At 62.5% G+C, this 17,832-nt stretch carries 21 protein-coding genes; 1 reads left to right on the forward strand and 20 read right to left on the reverse strand.

Annotated features, from left to right (window positions below):
* Window positions 1–6: 6 nt before the first annotated feature.
* The 18 genes from bamB to trmJ all read right to left on the reverse strand — a co-directional run bounded on the left by bamB (window position 7) and on the right by trmJ (window position 15,139).
* Window positions 7–1,161, reverse strand: coding sequence for an outer membrane protein assembly factor BamB (gene bamB / locus QZ497_RS03535; protein WP_295471070.1), 1,155 nt, complete (start codon window positions 1,159–1,161; stop codon window positions 7–9).
* Window positions 1,154–1,762: a tetratricopeptide repeat protein gene (locus QZ497_RS03540; protein ID WP_295471569.1), complete on the reverse strand. Its 609-nt coding sequence runs from the start codon at window positions 1,760–1,762 to the stop codon at window positions 1,154–1,156. Before QZ497_RS03540 ends, bamB begins: the two co-directional genes overlap by 8 nt.
* A 71-nt stretch (window positions 1,763–1,833) precedes the next feature.
* Window positions 1,834–3,123 carry a histidine--tRNA ligase gene (gene hisS / locus QZ497_RS03545; RefSeq protein WP_295471071.1) on the reverse strand — a complete coding sequence of 430 codons (1,290 nt, stop codon included), beginning with the start codon at window positions 3,121–3,123 and terminating at the stop codon, window positions 1,834–1,836.
* Between the two features lie 22 nt (window positions 3,124–3,145).
* Entirely contained in the window at window positions 3,146–4,255 is a 1,110-nt protein-coding gene (ispG, locus tag QZ497_RS03550; protein ID WP_295471072.1) for a flavodoxin-dependent (E)-4-hydroxy-3-methylbut-2-enyl-diphosphate synthase, read from the reverse strand.
* Window positions 4,256–4,258: 3 nt separating this feature from the next.
* Complete coding sequence (locus QZ497_RS03555) at window positions 4,259–5,296, reverse strand: RodZ family helix-turn-helix domain-containing protein (RefSeq protein ID WP_295471073.1); 1,038 nt, start codon at window positions 5,294–5,296, stop codon at window positions 4,259–4,261.
* Complete coding sequence (gene pilW, locus QZ497_RS03560) at window positions 5,296–6,054, reverse strand: type IV pilus biogenesis/stability protein PilW (RefSeq protein ID WP_295471075.1); 759 nt, start codon at window positions 6,052–6,054, stop codon at window positions 5,296–5,298. Before pilW ends, QZ497_RS03555 begins: the two co-directional genes overlap by 1 nt.
* A gap of 23 nt (window positions 6,055–6,077) precedes the next feature.
* Window positions 6,078–7,220 (reverse strand): 23S rRNA (adenine(2503)-C(2))-methyltransferase RlmN, encoded by a 1,143-nt coding sequence (gene rlmN / locus QZ497_RS03565; protein ID WP_295471077.1) that lies wholly within the window; start codon window positions 7,218–7,220, stop codon window positions 6,078–6,080.
* A gap of 31 nt (window positions 7,221–7,251) precedes the next feature.
* Window positions 7,252–7,677 (reverse strand): nucleoside-diphosphate kinase, encoded by a 426-nt coding sequence (gene ndk, locus QZ497_RS03570; RefSeq protein ID WP_295471079.1) that lies wholly within the window; start codon window positions 7,675–7,677, stop codon window positions 7,252–7,254.
* Window positions 7,678–7,865: 188 nt separating this feature from the next.
* Window positions 7,866–8,066 (reverse strand): Fe-S cluster assembly protein IscX, encoded by a 201-nt coding sequence (iscX, locus tag QZ497_RS03575; protein ID WP_295471080.1) that lies wholly within the window; start codon window positions 8,064–8,066, stop codon window positions 7,866–7,868.
* Window positions 8,067–8,085: 19 nt separating this feature from the next.
* Window positions 8,086–8,427: an ISC system 2Fe-2S type ferredoxin gene (gene fdx, locus QZ497_RS03580; protein WP_295471082.1), complete on the reverse strand. Its 342-nt coding sequence runs from the start codon at window positions 8,425–8,427 to the stop codon at window positions 8,086–8,088.
* A 3-nt stretch (window positions 8,428–8,430) separates the two neighbouring features.
* Entirely contained in the window at window positions 8,431–10,293 is a 1,863-nt protein-coding gene (hscA, locus tag QZ497_RS03585) for a Fe-S protein assembly chaperone HscA (RefSeq protein ID WP_295471084.1), read from the reverse strand.
* Window positions 10,294–10,337: 44 nt separating this feature from the next.
* Window positions 10,338–10,859, reverse strand: coding sequence for a co-chaperone HscB (gene hscB, locus QZ497_RS03590; RefSeq protein WP_295471086.1), 522 nt, complete (start codon window positions 10,857–10,859; stop codon window positions 10,338–10,340).
* An 11-nt stretch (window positions 10,860–10,870) separates the two neighbouring features.
* Window positions 10,871–11,194 carry an iron-sulfur cluster assembly protein IscA gene (gene iscA, locus QZ497_RS03595; protein WP_295471088.1) on the reverse strand — a complete coding sequence of 108 codons (324 nt, stop codon included), beginning with the start codon at window positions 11,192–11,194 and terminating at the stop codon, window positions 10,871–10,873.
* A gap of 42 nt (window positions 11,195–11,236) precedes the next feature.
* Entirely contained in the window at window positions 11,237–11,623 is a 387-nt protein-coding gene (iscU, locus tag QZ497_RS03600; protein WP_002552476.1) for a Fe-S cluster assembly scaffold IscU, read from the reverse strand.
* Between the two features lie 75 nt (window positions 11,624–11,698).
* A complete protein-coding gene (locus QZ497_RS03605) occupies window positions 11,699–12,913 on the reverse strand; it encodes an IscS subfamily cysteine desulfurase (protein WP_295471148.1) in 1,215 nt (404 codons plus the stop codon).
* Window positions 12,914–12,957: 44 nt separating this feature from the next.
* Window positions 12,958–13,455 carry a Fe-S cluster assembly transcriptional regulator IscR gene (gene iscR, locus QZ497_RS03610; protein ID WP_295471150.1) on the reverse strand — a complete coding sequence of 166 codons (498 nt, stop codon included), beginning with the start codon at window positions 13,453–13,455 and terminating at the stop codon, window positions 12,958–12,960.
* 143 nt (window positions 13,456–13,598) lie between these two features.
* Entirely contained in the window at window positions 13,599–14,375 is a 777-nt protein-coding gene (gene cysE / locus QZ497_RS03615; protein WP_295471152.1) for a serine O-acetyltransferase, read from the reverse strand.
* A complete protein-coding gene (gene trmJ, locus QZ497_RS03620) occupies window positions 14,375–15,139 on the reverse strand; it encodes a tRNA (cytosine(32)/uridine(32)-2'-O)-methyltransferase TrmJ (RefSeq protein WP_295471153.1) in 765 nt (254 codons plus the stop codon). Before trmJ ends, cysE begins: the two co-directional genes overlap by 1 nt.
* Before the next feature lie 215 nt (window positions 15,140–15,354).
* On the opposite strand from trmJ, the gene suhB reads away from it, so the two are divergent.
* Window positions 15,355–16,170 carry an inositol-phosphate phosphatase gene (gene suhB / locus QZ497_RS03625; protein ID WP_295471155.1) on the forward strand — a complete coding sequence of 272 codons (816 nt, stop codon included), beginning with the start codon at window positions 15,355–15,357 and terminating at the stop codon, window positions 16,168–16,170.
* Between the two features lie 92 nt (window positions 16,171–16,262).
* Here the strand turns inward: suhB and QZ497_RS03630 are convergent, their stop codons facing one another.
* Both QZ497_RS03630 and secF read right to left on the reverse strand, forming a co-directional pair.
* A complete protein-coding gene (locus QZ497_RS03630; RefSeq protein WP_295471156.1) occupies window positions 16,263–16,799 on the reverse strand; it encodes a glycine zipper 2TM domain-containing protein in 537 nt (178 codons plus the stop codon).
* A 109-nt stretch (window positions 16,800–16,908) separates the two neighbouring features.
* Window positions 16,909–17,823: a protein translocase subunit SecF gene (secF, locus tag QZ497_RS03635; RefSeq protein ID WP_295471157.1), complete on the reverse strand. Its 915-nt coding sequence runs from the start codon at window positions 17,821–17,823 to the stop codon at window positions 16,909–16,911.
* Window positions 17,824–17,832 lie beyond the last annotated feature (9 nt).

Consider the following 17,832-nt stretch of genomic DNA (forward strand, 5'->3'; position numbering starts at 1 on the left):
TGGCGATCATTGCTTGATGGTCAGGGCTTCGAGTTTGCCACTGTTGCCATACACGTAGATCATGTCGCCGACCACCAGCGGGCGTGCCCGCAGGCCGTCGCTGTCGATGCGCTCACGCCCGACGAAGCGGCCGTCCACCTGGCTCAGCAGGTGCAGGTAACCCTCGAAGTCACCCACGGCCACGTAGCTGGAAAACACCTCAGGGGCGCTCAGCTGACGACGGGCCAGCGAATCGTTGCTCCACAGCGCGGTGGACGAACGCTCGTCGATGCCTTCCACGGTGCCCGAAGCCAGGCTCACGTAGACGCTGCCGAAGCCCTGCGCCACGCCATCGTAGCTCGACGCATCGCGCTGCCACAGCACGCGACCGCTCTGCAGGTCCAGGCCGGCGACGCGGCCTTGGTAGCTGGCCACGTACAGGGTACCGCCAGACAGCAGCAGACCGCCGTCGATGTCGACCACGCGCTCCAGCTCCGAACGACCTTGCGGGATGGCAACGCGTTGCTCCCAGACCGGTACGCCATTGCTGATGTCCAGCGCCACCACCTTGCCGGTGGACAGGCCGGCCAGGGCCAGGCGGTTGGTCACGATCGGCGCGCCGGTGCCACGCAGGGTCAGTACCGCCGGTGTGCTTTCGTAGATCCAGCGTTGCGAGCCCGTGTAGGCATCCAGGCCAATCACGCGGTCATCCTGGGTCTGTACCACCACCACGTCGCCGTTGTTGGCCGGTGGCGCCAGCACTTCACTGGTCACCCGTGCACGCCATTTCTCGTCACCGGTGCTGGAGTCCAGAGCCACCACTTCACCCTTGAGGGTGCCGATGGTCAGCAGGCCGTAACCGACCCCCACGGCGCCGGACACCGGCAGGTCCAGATCCTTCTTCCACAGCGTCTCGCCGGTCATGCGATCCAGGGCGACGATCTCGCCGGTCACGTCGGCGGCGTAGATACGATCACCGTCGATGGCCGGTACCAGCATGTTGTAAGTCTTGCCCTGGCCGTCACCGACCGAATGGCTCCACTTCTTCTGCAGGACGACCTCCTCCTTGAAGCTGGTCAGCTCGGCCGGAGGCAATTCCTTCTTGCTGTTGCTGCTGCAACCCACGGCCATAACGGCCAGAGCCAGCAATGCTGCATGTTTCCAACGAATCACGTCACGCATCCCCTTTGGCCAGATCGTCGAGCTTCATTTGCAGACCACCCACCGCGGCGTCGGGCGACAGCGCGGACTTGGCCTTTTGGTACGCCGCATGGGCTTCGTCGGTACGACCGAGTTGCACCAGCAGGTCACCCTTGAGTTCTTCACGGCTGGCCAGGAACGCTTTGTCGGCGTCGCCAGCAAGCAGCTTGAGCGCGTCTTCGGCCTTGTTCTGCGCAGCCAGCACACGTGCCAGGCGCTGACGGGCGATCTCGCCCAGGGTGGCATTGGCGGGCTTGTCGGCTACAGCCTTGAGTTCGGCGGCCGCGTCGTCCAGCTTGCCGGTGTCTACCGCGACCTTGGCGACGAACAGGCTGGCGTATTGCGCGTAGGCGGTGCCGCCGTATTCGCTCTTGAGCTTGCCGGCCAGGTCGGCCACGCGAGCAGGATCAGCCTCACCGGTCGGCGTCAGCGAAGTTTCCAGCAGTTGCTGGTAGAGCACCGAGGCGTTGGCGGCCTGGGTACGCTGATACTTTTGCCAGTACTGCCAGCCGAAGACCACGATCAACGCCAGCAGACCGCCAGTTACCAGGGGTTTGCCGTTACGCTGCCACCAGTCCTTCATTACCGCCAGCTCTTCATCTTCGGTACGCGACACCCCAATACTCCTATCGCCAAATCAGCTGTTTTATTCGTTCAAGCCTGTGCCAGGCTGTTCGCCAGGTGCTCGGCCAGAGCCTCCCAGGCAATGTTCTGTTGCTCGCCCTGCCCGCGCAGCGGCTTGACACCGATCTGCCGGTTGGCCAGTTCTTCTTCGCCCAGGATCAGTGCGAACAGTGCGCCGCTCTTGTCGGCTTTCTTGAACTGGCTCTTGAAACTGCCGGCGCCGGCGTTGACCTGCAGACGCAGGTTGGGCAACTGGTCACGCACCTGCTCGGTCAGCGCCAGGGCAGCCAGCTCGGCCTGCTCACCGAAGGCGCAGAGGTAGACGTCGACCTGACGGGCCAGATCGGCCGGCACCTGCTCCAGGGTTTCCAGCAGCAGGACCAGGCGCTCGATGCCCATGGCGAAGCCTACGCCTGCCGTCGGCTTGCCGCCCATCTGCTCGACCAGGCCGTCGTAGCGGCCACCGGCGCAAACGGTGCCCTGGGCACCCAGCTTGTCGGTGACCCACTCGAATACGGTCTTGCTGTAGTAATCCAGGCCGCGAACCAGCTTGGGGTTGATCACGTAAGGAATGCCAGCGGCATCCAGACGCGCCTTGAGACCTTCGAAATGCACCCGCGACTCTTCGTCGAGGTAGTCGGCCAGTTTCGGCGCGTCTACCAACAGGGCCTGGGTTTCCGGGCTCTTGGTGTCGAGAATACGCAGCGGATTGGTCTTCAGACGACGCTGGCTGTCTTCGTCGAGCTGTTCATGCCGTGCGGCAAGGAATTCGACCAGGGCGTCACGGTAGCGGGCACGCGCCTCGCTGGTGCCCAGGCTGTTGAGTTCGAGCTTGACCGCATCGCGAATGCCCAACTGCCCCCACAGGCGCCAGGTCAGCACGATCAGCTCGGCGTCGATGTCCGGGCCGTCGAGGTTGAAGACTTCCACACCGATCTGGTGGAACTGCCGGTAGCGGCCCTTCTGCGGACGCTCGTGGCGGAACATCGGGCCGATGTACCAGAGTTTCTGCACCTGGCCACCGCCAGTGATGCCGTGCTCCAGCACCGCACGCACGCAGGCTGCGGTGCCTTCGGGGCGCAGGGTCAGGGAATCGCCGTTGCGGTCGGCGAAGGTGTACATCTCTTTTTCGACGATATCGGTCACTTCGCCGATAGAGCGCTTGAACAGCTCGGTGAACTCGACGATCGGCATACGGATCTGCCGATAGCCGTAGTTGTCCAGCAGACCCGATACGGTGCCTTCGAAATAGCGCCACAGCGGGGTCTGCTCGGGCAGGATGTCGTTCATGCCACGAATGGCTTGCAGAGACTTACTCACAAAAAATCCTTAGCAATCTTGATTAGCCGCGCACGATCACGGCGGCGTCGGCTTCTGCCTTTTCAGCGGCCTTCTCGCGAATCAGGCGCTCCAGTTCGGAGACGAGGTTCTCGTTACCCAGCTTCTGCGACGGCTTGCCATCGATGTAGATCAGGTTCGGGCTGCCACCGGTCAGGCCGATATGGGCCTCCTTGGCTTCACCCGGGCCATTGACCACGCAGCCGATGACCGCGACATCCATGGGCACCAGCAGGTCCTCCAGGCGACCTTCGAGTTCGTTCATGGTCTTGACCACATCGAAGTTCTGCCGCGAGCAGCTCGGGCAGGCGATGAAGTTGATACCACGGGAACGCAGGTGCAGCGACTTGAGGATGTCGTAACCGACCTTGACCTCTTCCACCGGGTCGGCGGCCAGCGAGATGCGGATAGTATCGCCAATCCCTTCGGCAAGCAGCATCCCCAGGCCCACGGCGGACTTCACCGTACCGGAGCGCAGGCCACCGGCTTCGGTGATACCCAGGTGCAGGGGCTGGACGATCTGCCGCGCCAGCTGGCGGTAGGCCTCGACGGCCATGAACACGTCGGACGCCTTCACGCTGACCTTGAAGTCCTGGAAGTTCAGGCGGTCCAGGTGCTCGACATGGCGCAGTGCGGACTCGACCAGCGCTTCGGGGGTCGGCTCGCCGTATTTCTTCTGCAGGTCCTTTTCCAGCGAACCGGCGTTGACGCCGATGCGGATCGGGATACCACGGTCACGCGCCGCATCGACCACCGCCTTGACGCGATCCTCACGGCCAATGTTGCCGGGGTTGATGCGCAGGCAGTCGACACCCAGCTCGGCCACGCGCAGGGCAATGCGATAGTCGAAGTGGATGTCGGCGACCAGCGGCACCTTGACCTGCTGCTTGATGCGCCCGAACGCCTCGGCGGCGTCCATGTCCGGCACCGAAACGCGCACGATGTCGACACCGGCGGCTTCCAGACGGTTGATCTGCGCGACCGTGGCGGCGACGTCGTTGGTGTCGCTGTTGGTCATGCTCTGCACGGCGATCGGGGCATCGCCACCGACCGGTACGGAACCGACCCAGATCTTTCTGGATTCGCGACGCTTGATGGGGGAATGGCCGTGCATGACTTATTGCCCTAGCTTCAGGCGAGCGGTTTCGCCGGTGGTGAATGGAGCGACGTCTACAGGCTGTCCGTTATAACTGACCTCGGCCCCTCGTGCGAAGCCCAGGCGGACCGAAAACGGCGGCTTGCCGCTGACTTCGAGGTTTTCGCCCTTGCGCTTGAGGGCACTGACCAGCACCTTGCCATTACCGTCGGTCACCTGGGTCCAGCAGTCGGCGGTGAACTTCATGGTGACCTGGGCGGAACCCGGCAGGATCGGCGCGATAGGCTCGGAAGAGGCCGGTGCGGAAGGCGCCGCCGGGGCCGTGCCTGCCGGGGTGTGCGCTACGCTCGGGGCGCTCGGGGCCTGCTGAGTGCTGCTGCCCTGGACTGCCGGGGTCGCAGGGGTGGTGGACGGGGCACTCGGCGCCTGGACGGCTGGCGCAGGAGCGCTGGCGATGGACTCAGGGGCCGGCGCCGCGGTCGAGGACGGGTTCAATGGCAATGGCGCGCTGCCCCCCTCGCTGGCCTGAGCAGGCGCCGGGGCCGGTTGCTGCGGCTCGTCGATCGGGTGAATCTGCGTGGTGCCATCGGCGCTTTCGACTTCGACGTGCTCCATCACCAGGCCGGTGAGGTCCTTGCCACGCTGTGCAGCCTGGTCCTGCCACCAGAGGAAGCCGCCACCGACCAGCACCAGCAGCAACAGCAGGCTGACGATACGCAGGATGTTGTGCGACAGCCGCACCGGCTCTTCGATACGCCCCAGCGAGTGGACTTCGCTGCCCTTGCCGTCGGTACCGGTGTACTGGTCGAACTGCGCGACCAGCGCAGCCTGGTCGAGCCCCAGCAGCTTGGCATAGGCCCGCACATAACCGCGCGCGAAGGTGTGACCGGGCAGCCTGTCGAAATCGCCGTTCTCGACGTGGTTCAACGAGGAGACGGTGAGGTTGAGCCGGTGGGCCACGTCAGGCAACGACCAATTCTGATGCTCACGGGCCTGGCGCAGGGTCTCCCCAGGATTTGCGCGATGGGCTGCTACAACTTCGGGATGCGCCGTTTTCATCATTGCTCCGACAGGTATTGCTGATATTCCGGCGTACCGGGATAGAGTCTTTTCAACTGCAGACCATAACTGGCTGCAGTGTTGCGGTCTTCGTAGATCTTCGCCAGGCGCAGGCCGAGCAGCAGGCTGCGAGCGTTCTGCTGGCTGAGCTGACTGTAACGTTCGTAGTATTCACGCGCCGGGACGTACTGCCCATCTTCGTAATACAGCTCTGCCATTTCCAGCAACGCGCGCGGCTGACGCCGGTCCAGACGCAGGGCACGGATGAAATGCTCACGAGCCTGTTCACGCTGCCCGAGCTTCAGGGCGGTCATGCCAAGGCTTTCGAAGACGCGGGAGCGCTCAGGATACAGGTTATCGGCGGCGGCCTGTTCGAAACGCGCGTAAGCGTCCTTATAACGCCCCTGCTCGTAGAGAAAACTGCCGTAGTTGTTGACGATGCGTGCATCGCCCTTGCTGGCGGCGATCGCCTTGAGGTAGTACTCGTCGGCCAGCTTCGGCTCCATCTCGGCCTGGAACACCAGGGCCAGGGCGGCATTGGCATCAGGGTCGTTGCCGTCGAGGTCCAGGGCCTTCTTCAAGGGCACCTTGGCGCGCTCGGTCTGCCCTTCCTGCAGATACCCCAGTCCCAGTTGCACATAGGCCTTGCGTGCCTCTTCGCGCCCCTTGCTGGTGGACAACGGGTTGACGTCACCCGACGAAACACATCCTGCCAGCCAGAAGGCGAAACATAACAGCAGCGAGGCACGCACAGACATGGAGTCTCTCTTTGCAGTCAGGTTCAAGAAGCCGCGCGACGGTCCTGCCCGGTCCCGGCTTCAAGCTCACGAACGGCGATGTAGCGTTCGCTGCGCCGTGTGCGGTCCATCACCTGGCCGACCAGCTGGCCACAGGCGGCATCGATGTCTTCGCCACGGGTAGTCCGTACGGTGACGTTGTAGCCGGCGTTGTGCAGCATGTCCTGGAAGCGGCGGATGGCGTTGTTGCTAGGCCGCTCGTAGCCGGAATGCGGGAACGGGTTGAACGGGATGAGGTTGATCTTGCAAGGGGTGTCCTTGAGCAGCTCGATCATCTCGGTGGCGTGCTGGGGCTGGTCGTTGACATCCTTGAGCAGGGTGTACTCGATGGTCAGCACGCGCTTTTCACCCAACGCAGCCATGTAGCGGCGGCAGGAGTCGAGCAGCACGCTCAGGGGGTATTTCTTGTTCAGCGGTACCAGCTTGTTGCGCAGCTCGTCGTTAGGCGCATGCAGCGACAGTGCCAGGGACACGTCGATGTGCTTGGCCAGTTCGTCGATCATCGGTACCACGCCGGAGGTGGACAGTGTCACCCGGCGCTTGGAAATGCCATACCCCAGGTCATCCATCATCAGATGCATGGCGGCGATGACATTGTCGAAGTTCAGCAGCGGCTCACCCATGCCCATCATCACCACGTTGGTGATGGCACGGTCGATGGTGGCGGGTACGCTGCCGAAGGATTTGTTGGCGATCCACACCTGGCCGATGACTTCGGCGGCGGTGAGGTTGCTGTTGAAGCCTTGCTTGCCGGTGGAGCAGAAGCTGCAGTCCAGGGCACAGCCTGCCTGGGACGAAACGCACAAGGTGCCACGTTTGCCCTGGGGAATGAACACGGTCTCGACGCAGCTGCCGGACGCCACGCGCACGACCCATTTGCGGGTACCGTCGCTGGAGATGTCCTCGCTGACCACTTCGGGGCCGCGGATCTCGGCACACGCCTTGAGCTTTTCGCGCAGGGCTTTGCCGACGTTGGTCATGGCGTCGAAATCATCGACGCCAAAGTGGTGAATCCACTTCATGACCTGACCGGCACGGAAGCGTTTCTCCCCGATGGACTCGAAGAATTTTTCCATTTCCGGCTGGGTCAGGCCCAGCAGGTTGGTTTTACCAGTGGTCGCAATCATGGATTCACCCTTCACTCGATAACCCGAAGGCTTAGCGAGCGGTTACCTCGGTTGCAGCGAAGAAGTAAGCGATTTCACGTGCAGCAGCGGCTTCGGAGTCGGAACCGTGGACGGCGTTGGCGTCGATGGACTCGGCGAAGTCGGCACGGATGGTGCCAGCAGCAGCTTCTTTAGGGTTGGTAGCGCCCATCAGCTCACGGTTGCGAGCGATAGCGTTCTCGCCTTCCAGAACCTGAACGACAACCGGACCGGAAGTCATGAAGGCAACCAGGTCACCGAAGAAGCCGCGCTCTTTGTGCTCGGCGTAGAAGCCTTCGGCTTCGGCCTTGGACAGTTGCTTCATTTTCGAGGCAACGATGCGCAGACCGGCTTCTTCGAAGCGAGAGGTGATCTTGCCGATGACGTTCTTGGCAACGGCGTCTGGCTTGATGATGGAGAAGGTACGTTGAACAGCCATGGTGAAACTCCAGAAACAGAGATTAAAGCGAAAAATTAAACCCGCGAATTATACGCGGGTTATGAGGTATTGCCTAACGCGATGCATAGAACCACCAGTGCGGACCTGTCGCCGAGGCGTTACGGCCCGGAAAATCGGGCCTTGCGCCCCAGGGCAACGATTGCTCGCCCGCGCCGCCGACCGCACTTTCAGTCGAGTTCTTCGATCCAGGCAGCCTGAATGGCCTCCAGGACCTTTTCTCCGCCGCGATCACGCTGATCATCGAACTCCGGCAGCTGGGTCACCCAGTCGCGCAGGTCGACGAAATTCACATAGCGCGGATCCACGTCAGGCCGCGTTTCAGCCAACTGGATCGCGATTTCCAGCACATCAACCCATTTGAGACTCATGAACGGTTTTCCTCAGGAATCAGTGCGGCGGCTCGGCAGCATGGTTGAGCGAGTACTTGGGAATCTCGACGGTGATGTCCTGGTCACCGACCCGGGCCTGACAGGCCAGGCGCGATTGCGGCTCAAGACCCCAGGCCTTGTCCAGCATGTCTTCTTCCAGCTCGTCCAGCTCGCCGGTCGAGTCGAAACCCTTGCGGATGATGCAGTGGCAGGTGGTGCAGGCACATACGCCACCACAGGCGCTCTCGATCTCGATGTGATGCTCATGGGCCAGTTCGAGGATCGAAACCCCCGGCTCGGCCTCGACGACCATCCCCTCAGGGCAATGCTCGTGATGGGGCAGGAAAGTCACCTTCGGCATCAATTATTCCTCGATATCATTCAGGTTGCGCCCCGCCAATGCGGCTTTGACCGTCGAATCCAGGCGTCGGGCAGCAAATGCATCGGTCACCTGCGACAGACGCTTGGTCTGCTGCTCGATGGCCGGGCCATCGGTGCCTTGCATCAGTTCACGGAGTTCATCCATCTGCAGCCTGATCACCAGGCGCTCTTCTTCGTCGAGCAGGCGCTCGCCATCGGCTTCCAGGGCACCCTGAACGGCCTCCAGCAGACGCTCGGCATCCACTTGCAGCTCGCGCAGGGCGCGCGCCGCCTTGTCCTGACCGGCATGCTGGAACGAGTCCTTGAGCATGCGGGCAATCTCGCCATCGGTCAGCCCATAGGACGGCTTGACCTGAATGCTGGCCTCGACACCCGAACCCAGCTCACGTGCCGCGACGCTGAGCAGGCCATCGGCATCGACCTGGAAGGTCACGCGAATCTTCGCCGCACCGGCGACCATCGGCGGAATGCCACGCAACTCGAAGCGCGCCAGGGAGCGGCAATCGCTGATCAGCTCGCGCTCGCCCTGCAGCACATGAATCATCATGGCTGTCTGGCCGTCTTTGTAGGTGGTGAATTCCTGGCCACGCGCCACCGGAATGGTGGTGTTGCGGGCGATGACTTTCTCCATCAGCCCGCCCATGGTCTCAAGACCGAGCGACAGCGGGATGACATCGAGCAGCAACAGCTCGCCACCGTCACGCTTGTTGCCCGCCAGGGTATCGGCCTGGATCGCCGCACCGATGGCCACCACCTGATCAGGGTCGATCTCGGTCAGCGGCTGGCGACCGAACAGCTCGGCCACGGCCTCCCGCACGCGCGGCACACGGGTCGAACCACCGACCATGACCACGGCCTGAACGTCGTCGATCTCGATGTCCGCGTCACGCACGGCACGGCGGCACGCCTTGAGGCTGCGCGCGATCATCGGCTCGATCAGCGCATTGAAGGCTTCACGGGTCAGCTCGGCACGCCAGCATTCGTAGACCACCTCGACACTCGCCGAGTCGGTCAAGGCTTCCTTCGCCGCGCAAGCCGCCTGCAACAGGCTGCGCTGTGCAGCAGGCGCCAGGTCGGCGGACAAGCCGGCACCCTGGATGATCCACTGAGCAATGGCGTGGTCGAAATCGTCACCACCCAGCGCTGTATCTCCGCCGGTGGCCAACACTTCGAACACCCCACCGGTCAGGCGCAGGATGGAAATATCGAACGTACCGCCGCCCAGGTCATAAATGGCCACGACACCTTCAGCCTGCTGGTCCAGACCATAGGCCACCGCCGCAGCGGTCGGCTCGTTGAGCAGGCGCAGCACGTTCAGGCCGGCCAGCTTGGCCGCGTCCTTGGTGGCCTGACGCTGGGCATCGTCGAAATAGGCCGGCACGGTGATCACTGCACCGACCAGCTCGCCACCGAGGGTGGATTCGGCGCGCAGGCGCAAGGTCTTGAGAATGTCGGCCGACACCTGCACCGGGCTCTTGGCGCCCTGTACGGTGTCGATGAATGGCATGTGGGACTCACCTTCGACGAAGCGATAGGGCAATTGCTCACCCAGCTGCTTGACGTCGCTCAGGCCACGCCCCATCAGGCGCTTGACCGAAAGCACGGTGTTCAGCGGGTCCAGCAAGGCAGCCGCTTTGGCAGCCTGCCCGACTTCGACACGGTCGGCATGGTAGCGCACTGCCGACGGCAGGATGACCTGACCGTTCTCATCGGGCAGCGGCTCGGAAAGACCGCTGCGCAAAGCAGCGACCAGCGAATTGGTGGTGCCCAGGTCGATACCGACAGCCAGACGGCGCTGATGCGGTTGTGGACTCTGGCCAGGTTCGGCGATCTGCAGTAAGGCCATGCTTTTAAGAATAATCACAGGCGTGCGGCCGCAACCGCACAGGGTTAGTCGTCGAGGCGCTCTTCGAGCTGGCGCACTTCTTGAGAGAGCTTGTCGAGAAACTGCATGCGCCGCATCAGGCGCTCGGCCTGTTCGCGTTGCGCTGCGTCGTCCCAACAGGCGGCGAAGCTGTCGTTGAGTTCCTGCTGGGCAGCCTTGAGGCGGCGCTTGAAGGCGGCGACGCCGTCCAGGTCTGCGTCGTCCTGGAGGTCTTCGAGTTCTTCGCGCCACTGCATTTGCTGAAGCAGGAAGTCCGGGTCATGCACCGTCACCTCAAGCGGCACCTCGCCGCCCTGCAAGGCCAGCAGGTAGCGAGCGCGACGCGGCGCGCTGCGCAGCGTCTGGTAGGCCTCGTTGAGATTGGCCGAGCGTTCCAGCGCCTGGCGCTGCTCATGCTCGGGGGCATCGGCGAAACGATCCGGGTGTACGCTGCGCGCCAGTTCGCGGTAGCGGCTGGCCAGCTGGTCGACGTCCACCTCGAAGCCGGGCTTGAGGTCGAACAACGCGAAATGACAAGGAGTTCCCACGATCGATCGCCTCAGACGTTGAAGCTTTCGCCGCAGCCGCACTCACCGCGCGAGTTGGGGTTGTTGAACTTGAAGCCTTCGTTCAACCCTTCGCGGACGAAGTCCAGCTCAGTGCCGTCGAGATACACCAGGCTCTTGGGGTCGATGATGACCTTCACGCCATGGGATTCGAATACCGAATCTTCCGGGGCCGTCTCGTCGACGAATTCCAGCACATAGGCCAGACCCGAACAGCCCGTGGTACGCACGCCAAGGCGAATGCCCTCACCCTTGCCGCGCCCGTCGAGGGAACGGCGAACGTGGTTGGCGGCGGCTTCTGTCATGCTGATTGCCATCGGAGCTCCTTGGTTTTGCCCAGCGATGCAGGGAAAGGCGGCTTACAGCAGGCCTTTCTTCTGCTTGTAGTCACGCACAGCGGCCTTGATCGCATCTTCGGCCAGAACCGAGCAGTGGATCTTGACTGGCGGCAGGGCCAGTTCTTCGGCCAGCTGGGTGTTCTTGATGGTTTCGGCTTCGTCCAGGGTCTTGCCCTTCATCCACTCGGTGGCCAGGGAGCTGGAGGCAATGGCCGAACCGCAACCGTAGGTCTTGAACTTGGCGTCTTCGATCACGCCTTGCTCGTTGACCTTGATCTGCAGGCGCATGACGTCGCCACAAGCCGGAGCACCGACCATGCCGGTACCGACATCCGGGTCCTCGGCATTCATCTTGCCGACGTTGCGGGGGTTCTCGTAGTGGTCGATGACCTTTTCACTGTAAGCCATGGTTCTGTTCCTCTCACATCAGGGTGCCGCTCTGCAGGCCGCGCGGCGGCGGCCTGTCCGGGAGGCGGCTTTCGATTAGTGCGCCGCCCACTCGATCTTGGAGATGTCGACACCGTCTTTGTACATGTCCCACAGCGGCGACAGTTCGCGCAGCTTGGTCACCGCCTCGCGGACCTTCTCGGCGGCGTAGTCGACGTCTTCCTCGGTGGTGAAGCGGCCGAAGGTGAAACGGATCGAACTGTGCGCCAGCTCGTCGTTGCGGCCCAGGGCACGCAGGACGTAAGACGGTTCCAGGGATGCCGAAGTACAGGCCGAACCGGACGACACGGCGAGGTCCTTGAGCGCCATGATCAGCGACTCACCCTCGACGTAGTTGAAACTCAGGTTCAGGTTGTGCGGAATACGGGCGGTCAGGCTGCCGTTGACGTACAGCTCTTCGAGGTCTTCGAGCTTCTTGAAGAAGCGCTCGCTCAGGGCCTTGATACGCTGGTTCTCGGCGGCCATCTCTTGCTTGGCGATGCGGAAGGCTTCACCCATGCCGACGATCTGGTGGGTCGGCAGGGTGCCGGAACGCATACCGCGCTCGTGACCGCCGCCGTGCATGGTGGCTTCCAGGCGTACACGCGGCTTGCGGCTCACGTACAGGGCACCGATGCCCTTGGGGCCGTAGGCCTTGTGCGCGGAAAAGGACATCAGGTCGACTTTCATCTTCGACAGGTCGATCTCGACCTTGCCTGGCGACTGAGCAGCATCGACATGGAACAGCACGCCGCGCGAGCGGGTCAGCTCGCCAATGGCGGCGATGTCGGTAATGGTACCGACCTCGTTGTTGACGTGCATGACCGACACCAGAATGGTGTCTTCACGCAGGGCAGCCTCGACCATGGCTGGGGTGACGATGCCGTCTTCGCCCGGCTCGAGGTAGGTGACTTCGAAACCTTCGCGCTCCAGCTGGCGCGCGGTGTCCAGGATCGCCTTGTGCTCGATCTTGGAAGTGATGATGTGCTTGCCCTTGGTGTGATAGAAGTGCGCCACGCCCTTGAGGGCCAGGTTGTCGGACTCGGTGGCACCCGAGGTCCAGACGATCTCGCGCGGGTCGGCACCAACCAGATCGGCGACCTGGCGACGGGCGTTCTCGACGGCTTCCTCGGCCTTCCAGCCGAACACATGGGAGCGAGATGCCGGGTTACCGAAGTTGCCGTCGACAGTCAGGCAATCCATCATCTTCTGGGCGACACGCGGATCGACCGGCGTCGTCGCGGAATAATCGAGGTAAATCGGCAACTTCATTGCATATCTCCTATCAGGCAGGCGCACCGCTCATTCATCTGCGTTCATTCGACGGCGGACGTTTCAATCTTACCCAGTTGCGACATGTTGCTCGTGTTCGAGCAGCGACGCAGATCCTGGCGCTGAGCGACTTCCTGCACTTCACGGCGAGTGACGAGGTCGGCCAGGCTAATACCGCTGAGGAACTCGTGGATCTGTTGACTAAGGTCGCACCACAGGTGGTGGGTCAGGCAGGTATCACCGGCGTGGCAATCGCCCAAACCCTGGCAACGGGTGGCATCGACCGACTCGTTGACCGCATCGACCACCTGGGCCACCTGGATGCCTTTCATGTCACGCGAAAGCTGGTAGCCCCCACCGGGGCCCCGCACGCTCGACACCAGGTTACTGCGCCGCAGCTTGGCGAACAGCTGCTCCAGGTACGACAGGGAAATGCCCTGGCGCTCGGAGATATCGGCCAAAGAGACGGGACCGTGCTGCGCATGCAAAGCCAGATCGAGCATGGCTGTCACAGCGTATCGGCCTTTGGTAGTCAATCGCATGGCATGTACCGCAATGGTTCAGAATGGGTGCGAGTATGCTATTCCCGAGTATTTGAGTCAACTATAAAACCAAGCAAAACACTCGGATTTACCCCGAAATAGCGGGCGGCATCATAGCAAACATGGGCGCACATTGACACATTTCAAGCCTGCGCCTGCTCCGGGCGATCCTTGACGCACTCGAAGACCTCGTCGCGCAGCTCCGGCAATTCACCGGCGCAGTAATCACTGCCCAACTTGTTCAGTGCACCGCACATGCCTTCCAGACGGACATCGACGGCCTGCAGGTGATCGAGCAATTGCCCGATGGCGCGGGCGATGGGGTCTGGCATGTCCTGGCCGACACCGTAGGCATCGAACCCCAGCTTCTCGGCCATGGCCTTGCGCTTGGCCTCCACCTCGTCGTCGGTCTTGACAATGATACGCCCCGGAATGCCCACCGCCGTTGCACCGGCCGGCACCGCCTTGGTGACCACCGCGTTGGAGCCGATCTTCGCCCCCGCACCGACAGTGAAGGGCCCCAGCACCTTGGCCCCCGCCCCTACCACTACACCATCTTCCAGCGTCGGATGACGCTTGCCAGCGTTCCAGCTGGTGCCGCCCAAGGTCACGCCCTGATAAAGCGTTACGTCGTTACCGATCTCGGCAGTTTCACCAATGACGATACCCATGCCGTGGTCGATGAAGAAGCGTCGACCGATCTTCGCCCCCGGATGAATCTCGATGCCGGTCATCCAGCGGCTGAAATTGGAGACCATCCGCGCCAACAACTTCCAGTTGCCGGTCCACAGCTTGTGGGCTAGGCGGTGCATCCACACGGCATGCATGCCGGGATAACAGGTCAGCACCTCGAAGGCATTGCGCGCCGCCGGGTCACGATGGAAAACGCTTTGGATATCTTCTCGCAAACGCTCGAACATCACTGATCCTTCCGTTTATGGGGCTCACCCCGTGCCGCTTTCTGGGTTTCCGTGAGGATTCCCCTGAGAATGCTCAGCTCCGGCCGCTCGACCTCGCTGCGTGCGTACAGGCGGCGCAGCCGCGCCATCAAGTGGCGAGGCTTCTCGGGGTCGAGAAAACCGATGGCCACCAGGGTCTGCTCCAGGTGCGCATAGAAGCCTTCCATCTCGTCCATGGTCGCCAGCTCCACATCGCGACCCGGCGCATCGACAGCCACGGAGGCCTGCTCGGCAGCGGCCAGCCAGGCCATGCGCACCTCATAGCTCAATACCTGCACGGCAGCCGCCAGGTTCAGCGAACTGAACTCCGGGTTGGACTGGATATGCACATGATAATGACAGCGCTGCAGTTCTTCGTTGGTCAGGCCGGCATGCTCGCGACCGAACACCAGCGCCACTTCCTGCCCAAGGGCCGCCTGCTCGACGACCTTCATCCCCGACTCGCGGGGATCGAGCATCGGCCAGGGCAGGCTGCGATCGCGGGCACTGGTACCCAGCACCAGGCTGCAACCCACCAGCGCCTCCTCCAGGCTAGCCACCACCTGGGTCGAAGCCAGGATATCGTCCGCGCCGGATGCCCGCGCATCAGCCTCGGGCGAAGGGAACACCCGCGGCTCGACCAGCACCAGGCGCGACAGGCCCATGTTTTTCATGGCACGCGCCGCCCCACCGATGTTTCCGGGGTGCGTGGTACCGACCAGGACAACACGAATGTTCTGCAACACCGCTAGCGCTCACTGAGAAAAATCAAGGGCGCAAATCTTACCGAAGCAGTCGGCTTTGCGCCACGCGGCCTTGGTCGAGCACCGACCGGATAGACACCGCACCCCCGCTTCTCAGGTCGACGAAGCACGCGGCGCAACGACACTCGAAGCTGGAAATAATTCGTCGCTGCCTCTAAAATGGCCGGCTCTCTTTAACAACCCTAGGTGATTTATCCATGCAGCCCATGCTGAATATCGCGCTGCGCGCCGCACGCAACGCCAGCGAATTGATTTTCCGCTCCATCGAGCGCCTGGATACCATCAAGGTCGATGAAAAAGAAGCCAAGGATTACGTCAGCGAAGTCGACCGCGCTGCCGAGCAAAGCATCATCACCGCACTGCGCAAGGCCTACCCGGACCACGGCATCCTCGGCGAGGAAAGCGGCCTGCACGCCGGCAAGGGCGAAGGCGCCGACTACCTGTGGATCATCGACCCCCTGGACGGCACCACCAACTTCGTCCGTGGCATCCCGCACTTCGCCGTCAGCATCGCCTGCAAATACCGTGGCCGCCTGGAGCACGCGGTAGTGCTCGACCCGGTACGCCAGGAAGAATTCACCGCCAGCCGTGGCCGTGGCGCCGCCCTCAACGGCCGCCGCCTGCGGGTCAGCTCGCGTCGCAGCCTGGAAGGCGCACTGCTGGGTACCGGCTTCCCGTTCCGCGAGAACCAGCTGGACAACCTGGAAAACTACCTGGGCATGTTCCGCAGCCTGATTGGCCAGACCGCCGGCATCCGCCGCGCCGGCGCCGCCAGCCTGGACCTGGCCTATGTCGCCGCAGGCCGCTTCGACGCCTTCTGGGAGTCGGGCCTTTCCGAGTGGGATATCGCCGCAGGCGCCCTGCTCATCCAGGAAGCTGGCGGCCTGGTGAGCGACTTCACCGGCGGTCATGAATTCCTGGAAAAAGGTCACGTGGTGGCGGGCAATGCCAAGTGCTTCAAGGCCGTGCTGACCTCCATCGCACCTCACCTGCCCGCTTCGATCAAACGCTGATCGAAGCGCCACAAAAAAACCGGTCCTGATGACCGGTTTTTTTGTGTCTGGACAACCTTGAAGCCGCCCGCGAGCAGCCTCAAGACTGCAGCTTACTGGGCCTGACCCAGGATCAACTGACCATTCTTGTCCACCGGAATGCGGTTACCGGGCTCCTGCTCCATGCGTACCTTGCCGACCTTGTCGCCCAGCTGGTACTTCACGTCGTAGCCCACGACCTTCTCGCTGACGTCATTGACGGTGTTGCAGCGGGTCTGGGTGGTGGTATAGGTATCACGCTCCTGCATACCCTCCTGGATCTTGTTACCGGCGTAGCCACCACCTACAGCACCGGCCACCGTAGCGATCTTCTTGCCATTGCCACCGCCCACCTGGTTACCCAGCAGACCACCGGCCACGGCACCCAGCACACTACCAACGATCTGATGCTCGTCCTTAACGGGCGCACGGCGGGTAACCGTCACGTCCTTGCACACTTCTCGGGGTGTCTTGATCTGCTGTTTGACCGGCTCGACAGCCAGGACATCGGCGTATTCCGGACCTTTGACGAGACTGTAGGTGGCGAACGCGCCACCCGCTGTCACCACAACGGCCCCCAACACGGCACCCACCAACAGAGACTTGTTCACTTGAACCTCCTGACCTCTAAAACGTAGTCATTCCTACGCACTGCCTAGCCTTGGAGCATAAAAAAAGGCGCGAGTTCAACTCGCGCCTTTTTCTGAACAAGCCCGCCGTTTACGGAAGATCGTCGACCTTGTCAGTGGTTACCGGTGGAATCAGGTCTTCAGCACTGAGCTTCAGCCAGATCAGCACCACGTTGGCGATGTAGATGGACGAGTAGGTACCGGCCAGCACGCCGACGAACAAGGCAATGGAGAAACCTTCCAGGCTGTCACCGCCGAACATCCACAGCGCGACGATTGCCAGCAGCGTCGACACCGAGGTGGCGATGGTGCGCAGCAGGGTCTGAGTGGTCGAAACGTTGATGTTCTCGATCAACGACGCCTTGCGCAGCACACGGAAGTTCTCCCGCACCCGGTCGAAGACCACGATAGTGTCGTTGAGCGAGTAGCCGATGATCGCCAGGACCGACGCCAGCACGGTGAGGTCGAAGGTGATCTGGAAGAACGACAGAATCCCCATGGTCACGACCACGTCGTGAACCAGCGAGACGATCGCACCGACGCCGAACTTCCACTGGAAGCGGAACGCCAGGTAGATCAGGATGCCGCCCAGTGCCAGAAGCATGGCGATACCGCCCTGGTCGCGCAGCTCCTCACCCACCTGCGGGCCGACGAACTCAACACGCTTGACGGTGGCCGGGTTGTCCGCGCCACTCTGGCGCAGGGCATTGGCGATACTGCTGCCCAGCTGCGGGTCATCGCCCGGCATGCGCACCAGCAGGTCGGTGGTCGCACCGAAGCTCTGCACCACGGCTTCGTGGTAGCCGGCTGCGACCAGCTCCTGGCGCACCTTACCCAGGTCTGCCGGCTTCTCATAGGTCAGCTCGATGAGCGTACCGCCGGTGAAGTCCAGGCCGAAGTTGAGCCCCTTGTGGAACCAGCTGAACAACGCCAGCAGGGTCAGGAGCATGGTCAGGGCGAACGCGACGTTGCGCACGCCCATGAAGTTGATGGTTTTTAACTTCATGGCAGCCTC

Origin of the sequence: uncultured Pseudomonas sp., assembly GCF_913777995.1 — a bacterium.
In the GTDB taxonomy this organism is placed as follows: domain Bacteria; phylum Pseudomonadota; class Gammaproteobacteria; order Pseudomonadales; family Pseudomonadaceae; genus Aquipseudomonas.

Excerpts from the sequence above, each read along its gene's own strand:
- iscA (WP_295471088.1), bottom strand. The coding sequence starts at position 11,194 with ATGGCAATCAGCATGACAGAAGCCGCCGCCAACCACGTTCGCCGTTCC.
- iscX (WP_295471080.1), bottom strand. The coding sequence starts at position 8,066 with ATGAGTCTCAAATGGGTTGATGTGCTGGAAATCGCGATCCAGTTGGCT.
- pilW (WP_295471075.1), bottom strand. The coding sequence starts at position 6,054 with ATGTCTGTGCGTGCCTCGCTGCTGTTATGTTTCGCCTTCTGGCTGGCA.
- fdx (WP_295471082.1), bottom strand. The coding sequence starts at position 8,427 with ATGCCGAAGGTGACTTTCCTGCCCCATCACGAGCATTGCCCTGAGGGG.
- cysE (WP_295471152.1), bottom strand. The coding sequence starts at position 14,375 with ATGTTCGAGCGTTTGCGAGAAGATATCCAAAGCGTTTTCCATCGTGAC.
- iscU (WP_002552476.1), bottom strand. The coding sequence starts at position 11,623 with ATGGCTTACAGTGAAAAGGTCATCGACCACTACGAGAACCCCCGCAAC.
- QZ497_RS03540 (WP_295471569.1), bottom strand. The coding sequence starts at position 1,762 with ATGAAGGACTGGTGGCAGCGTAACGGCAAACCCCTGGTAACTGGCGGT.
- hscA (WP_295471084.1), bottom strand. The coding sequence starts at position 10,293 with ATGGCCTTACTGCAGATCGCCGAACCTGGCCAGAGTCCACAACCGCAT.
- ndk (WP_295471079.1), bottom strand. The coding sequence starts at position 7,677 with ATGGCTGTTCAACGTACCTTCTCCATCATCAAGCCAGACGCCGTTGCC.
- ispG (WP_295471072.1), bottom strand. The coding sequence starts at position 4,255 with ATGCACGGCCATTCCCCCATCAAGCGTCGCGAATCCAGAAAGATCTGG.
- rlmN (WP_295471077.1), bottom strand. The coding sequence starts at position 7,220 with ATGATTGCGACCACTGGTAAAACCAACCTGCTGGGCCTGACCCAGCCG.
- suhB (WP_295471155.1), top strand. The coding sequence starts at position 15,355 with ATGCAGCCCATGCTGAATATCGCGCTGCGCGCCGCACGCAACGCCAGC.
- iscR (WP_295471150.1), bottom strand. The coding sequence starts at position 13,455 with ATGCGATTGACTACCAAAGGCCGATACGCTGTGACAGCCATGCTCGAT.
- QZ497_RS03605 (WP_295471148.1), bottom strand. The coding sequence starts at position 12,913 with ATGAAGTTGCCGATTTACCTCGATTATTCCGCGACGACGCCGGTCGAT.
- bamB (WP_295471070.1), bottom strand. The coding sequence starts at position 1,161 with ATGCGTGACGTGATTCGTTGGAAACATGCAGCATTGCTGGCTCTGGCC.
- secF (WP_295471157.1), bottom strand. The coding sequence starts at position 17,823 with ATGAAGTTAAAAACCATCAACTTCATGGGCGTGCGCAACGTCGCGTTC.
- QZ497_RS03555 (WP_295471073.1), bottom strand. The coding sequence starts at position 5,296 with ATGAAAACGGCGCATCCCGAAGTTGTAGCAGCCCATCGCGCAAATCCT.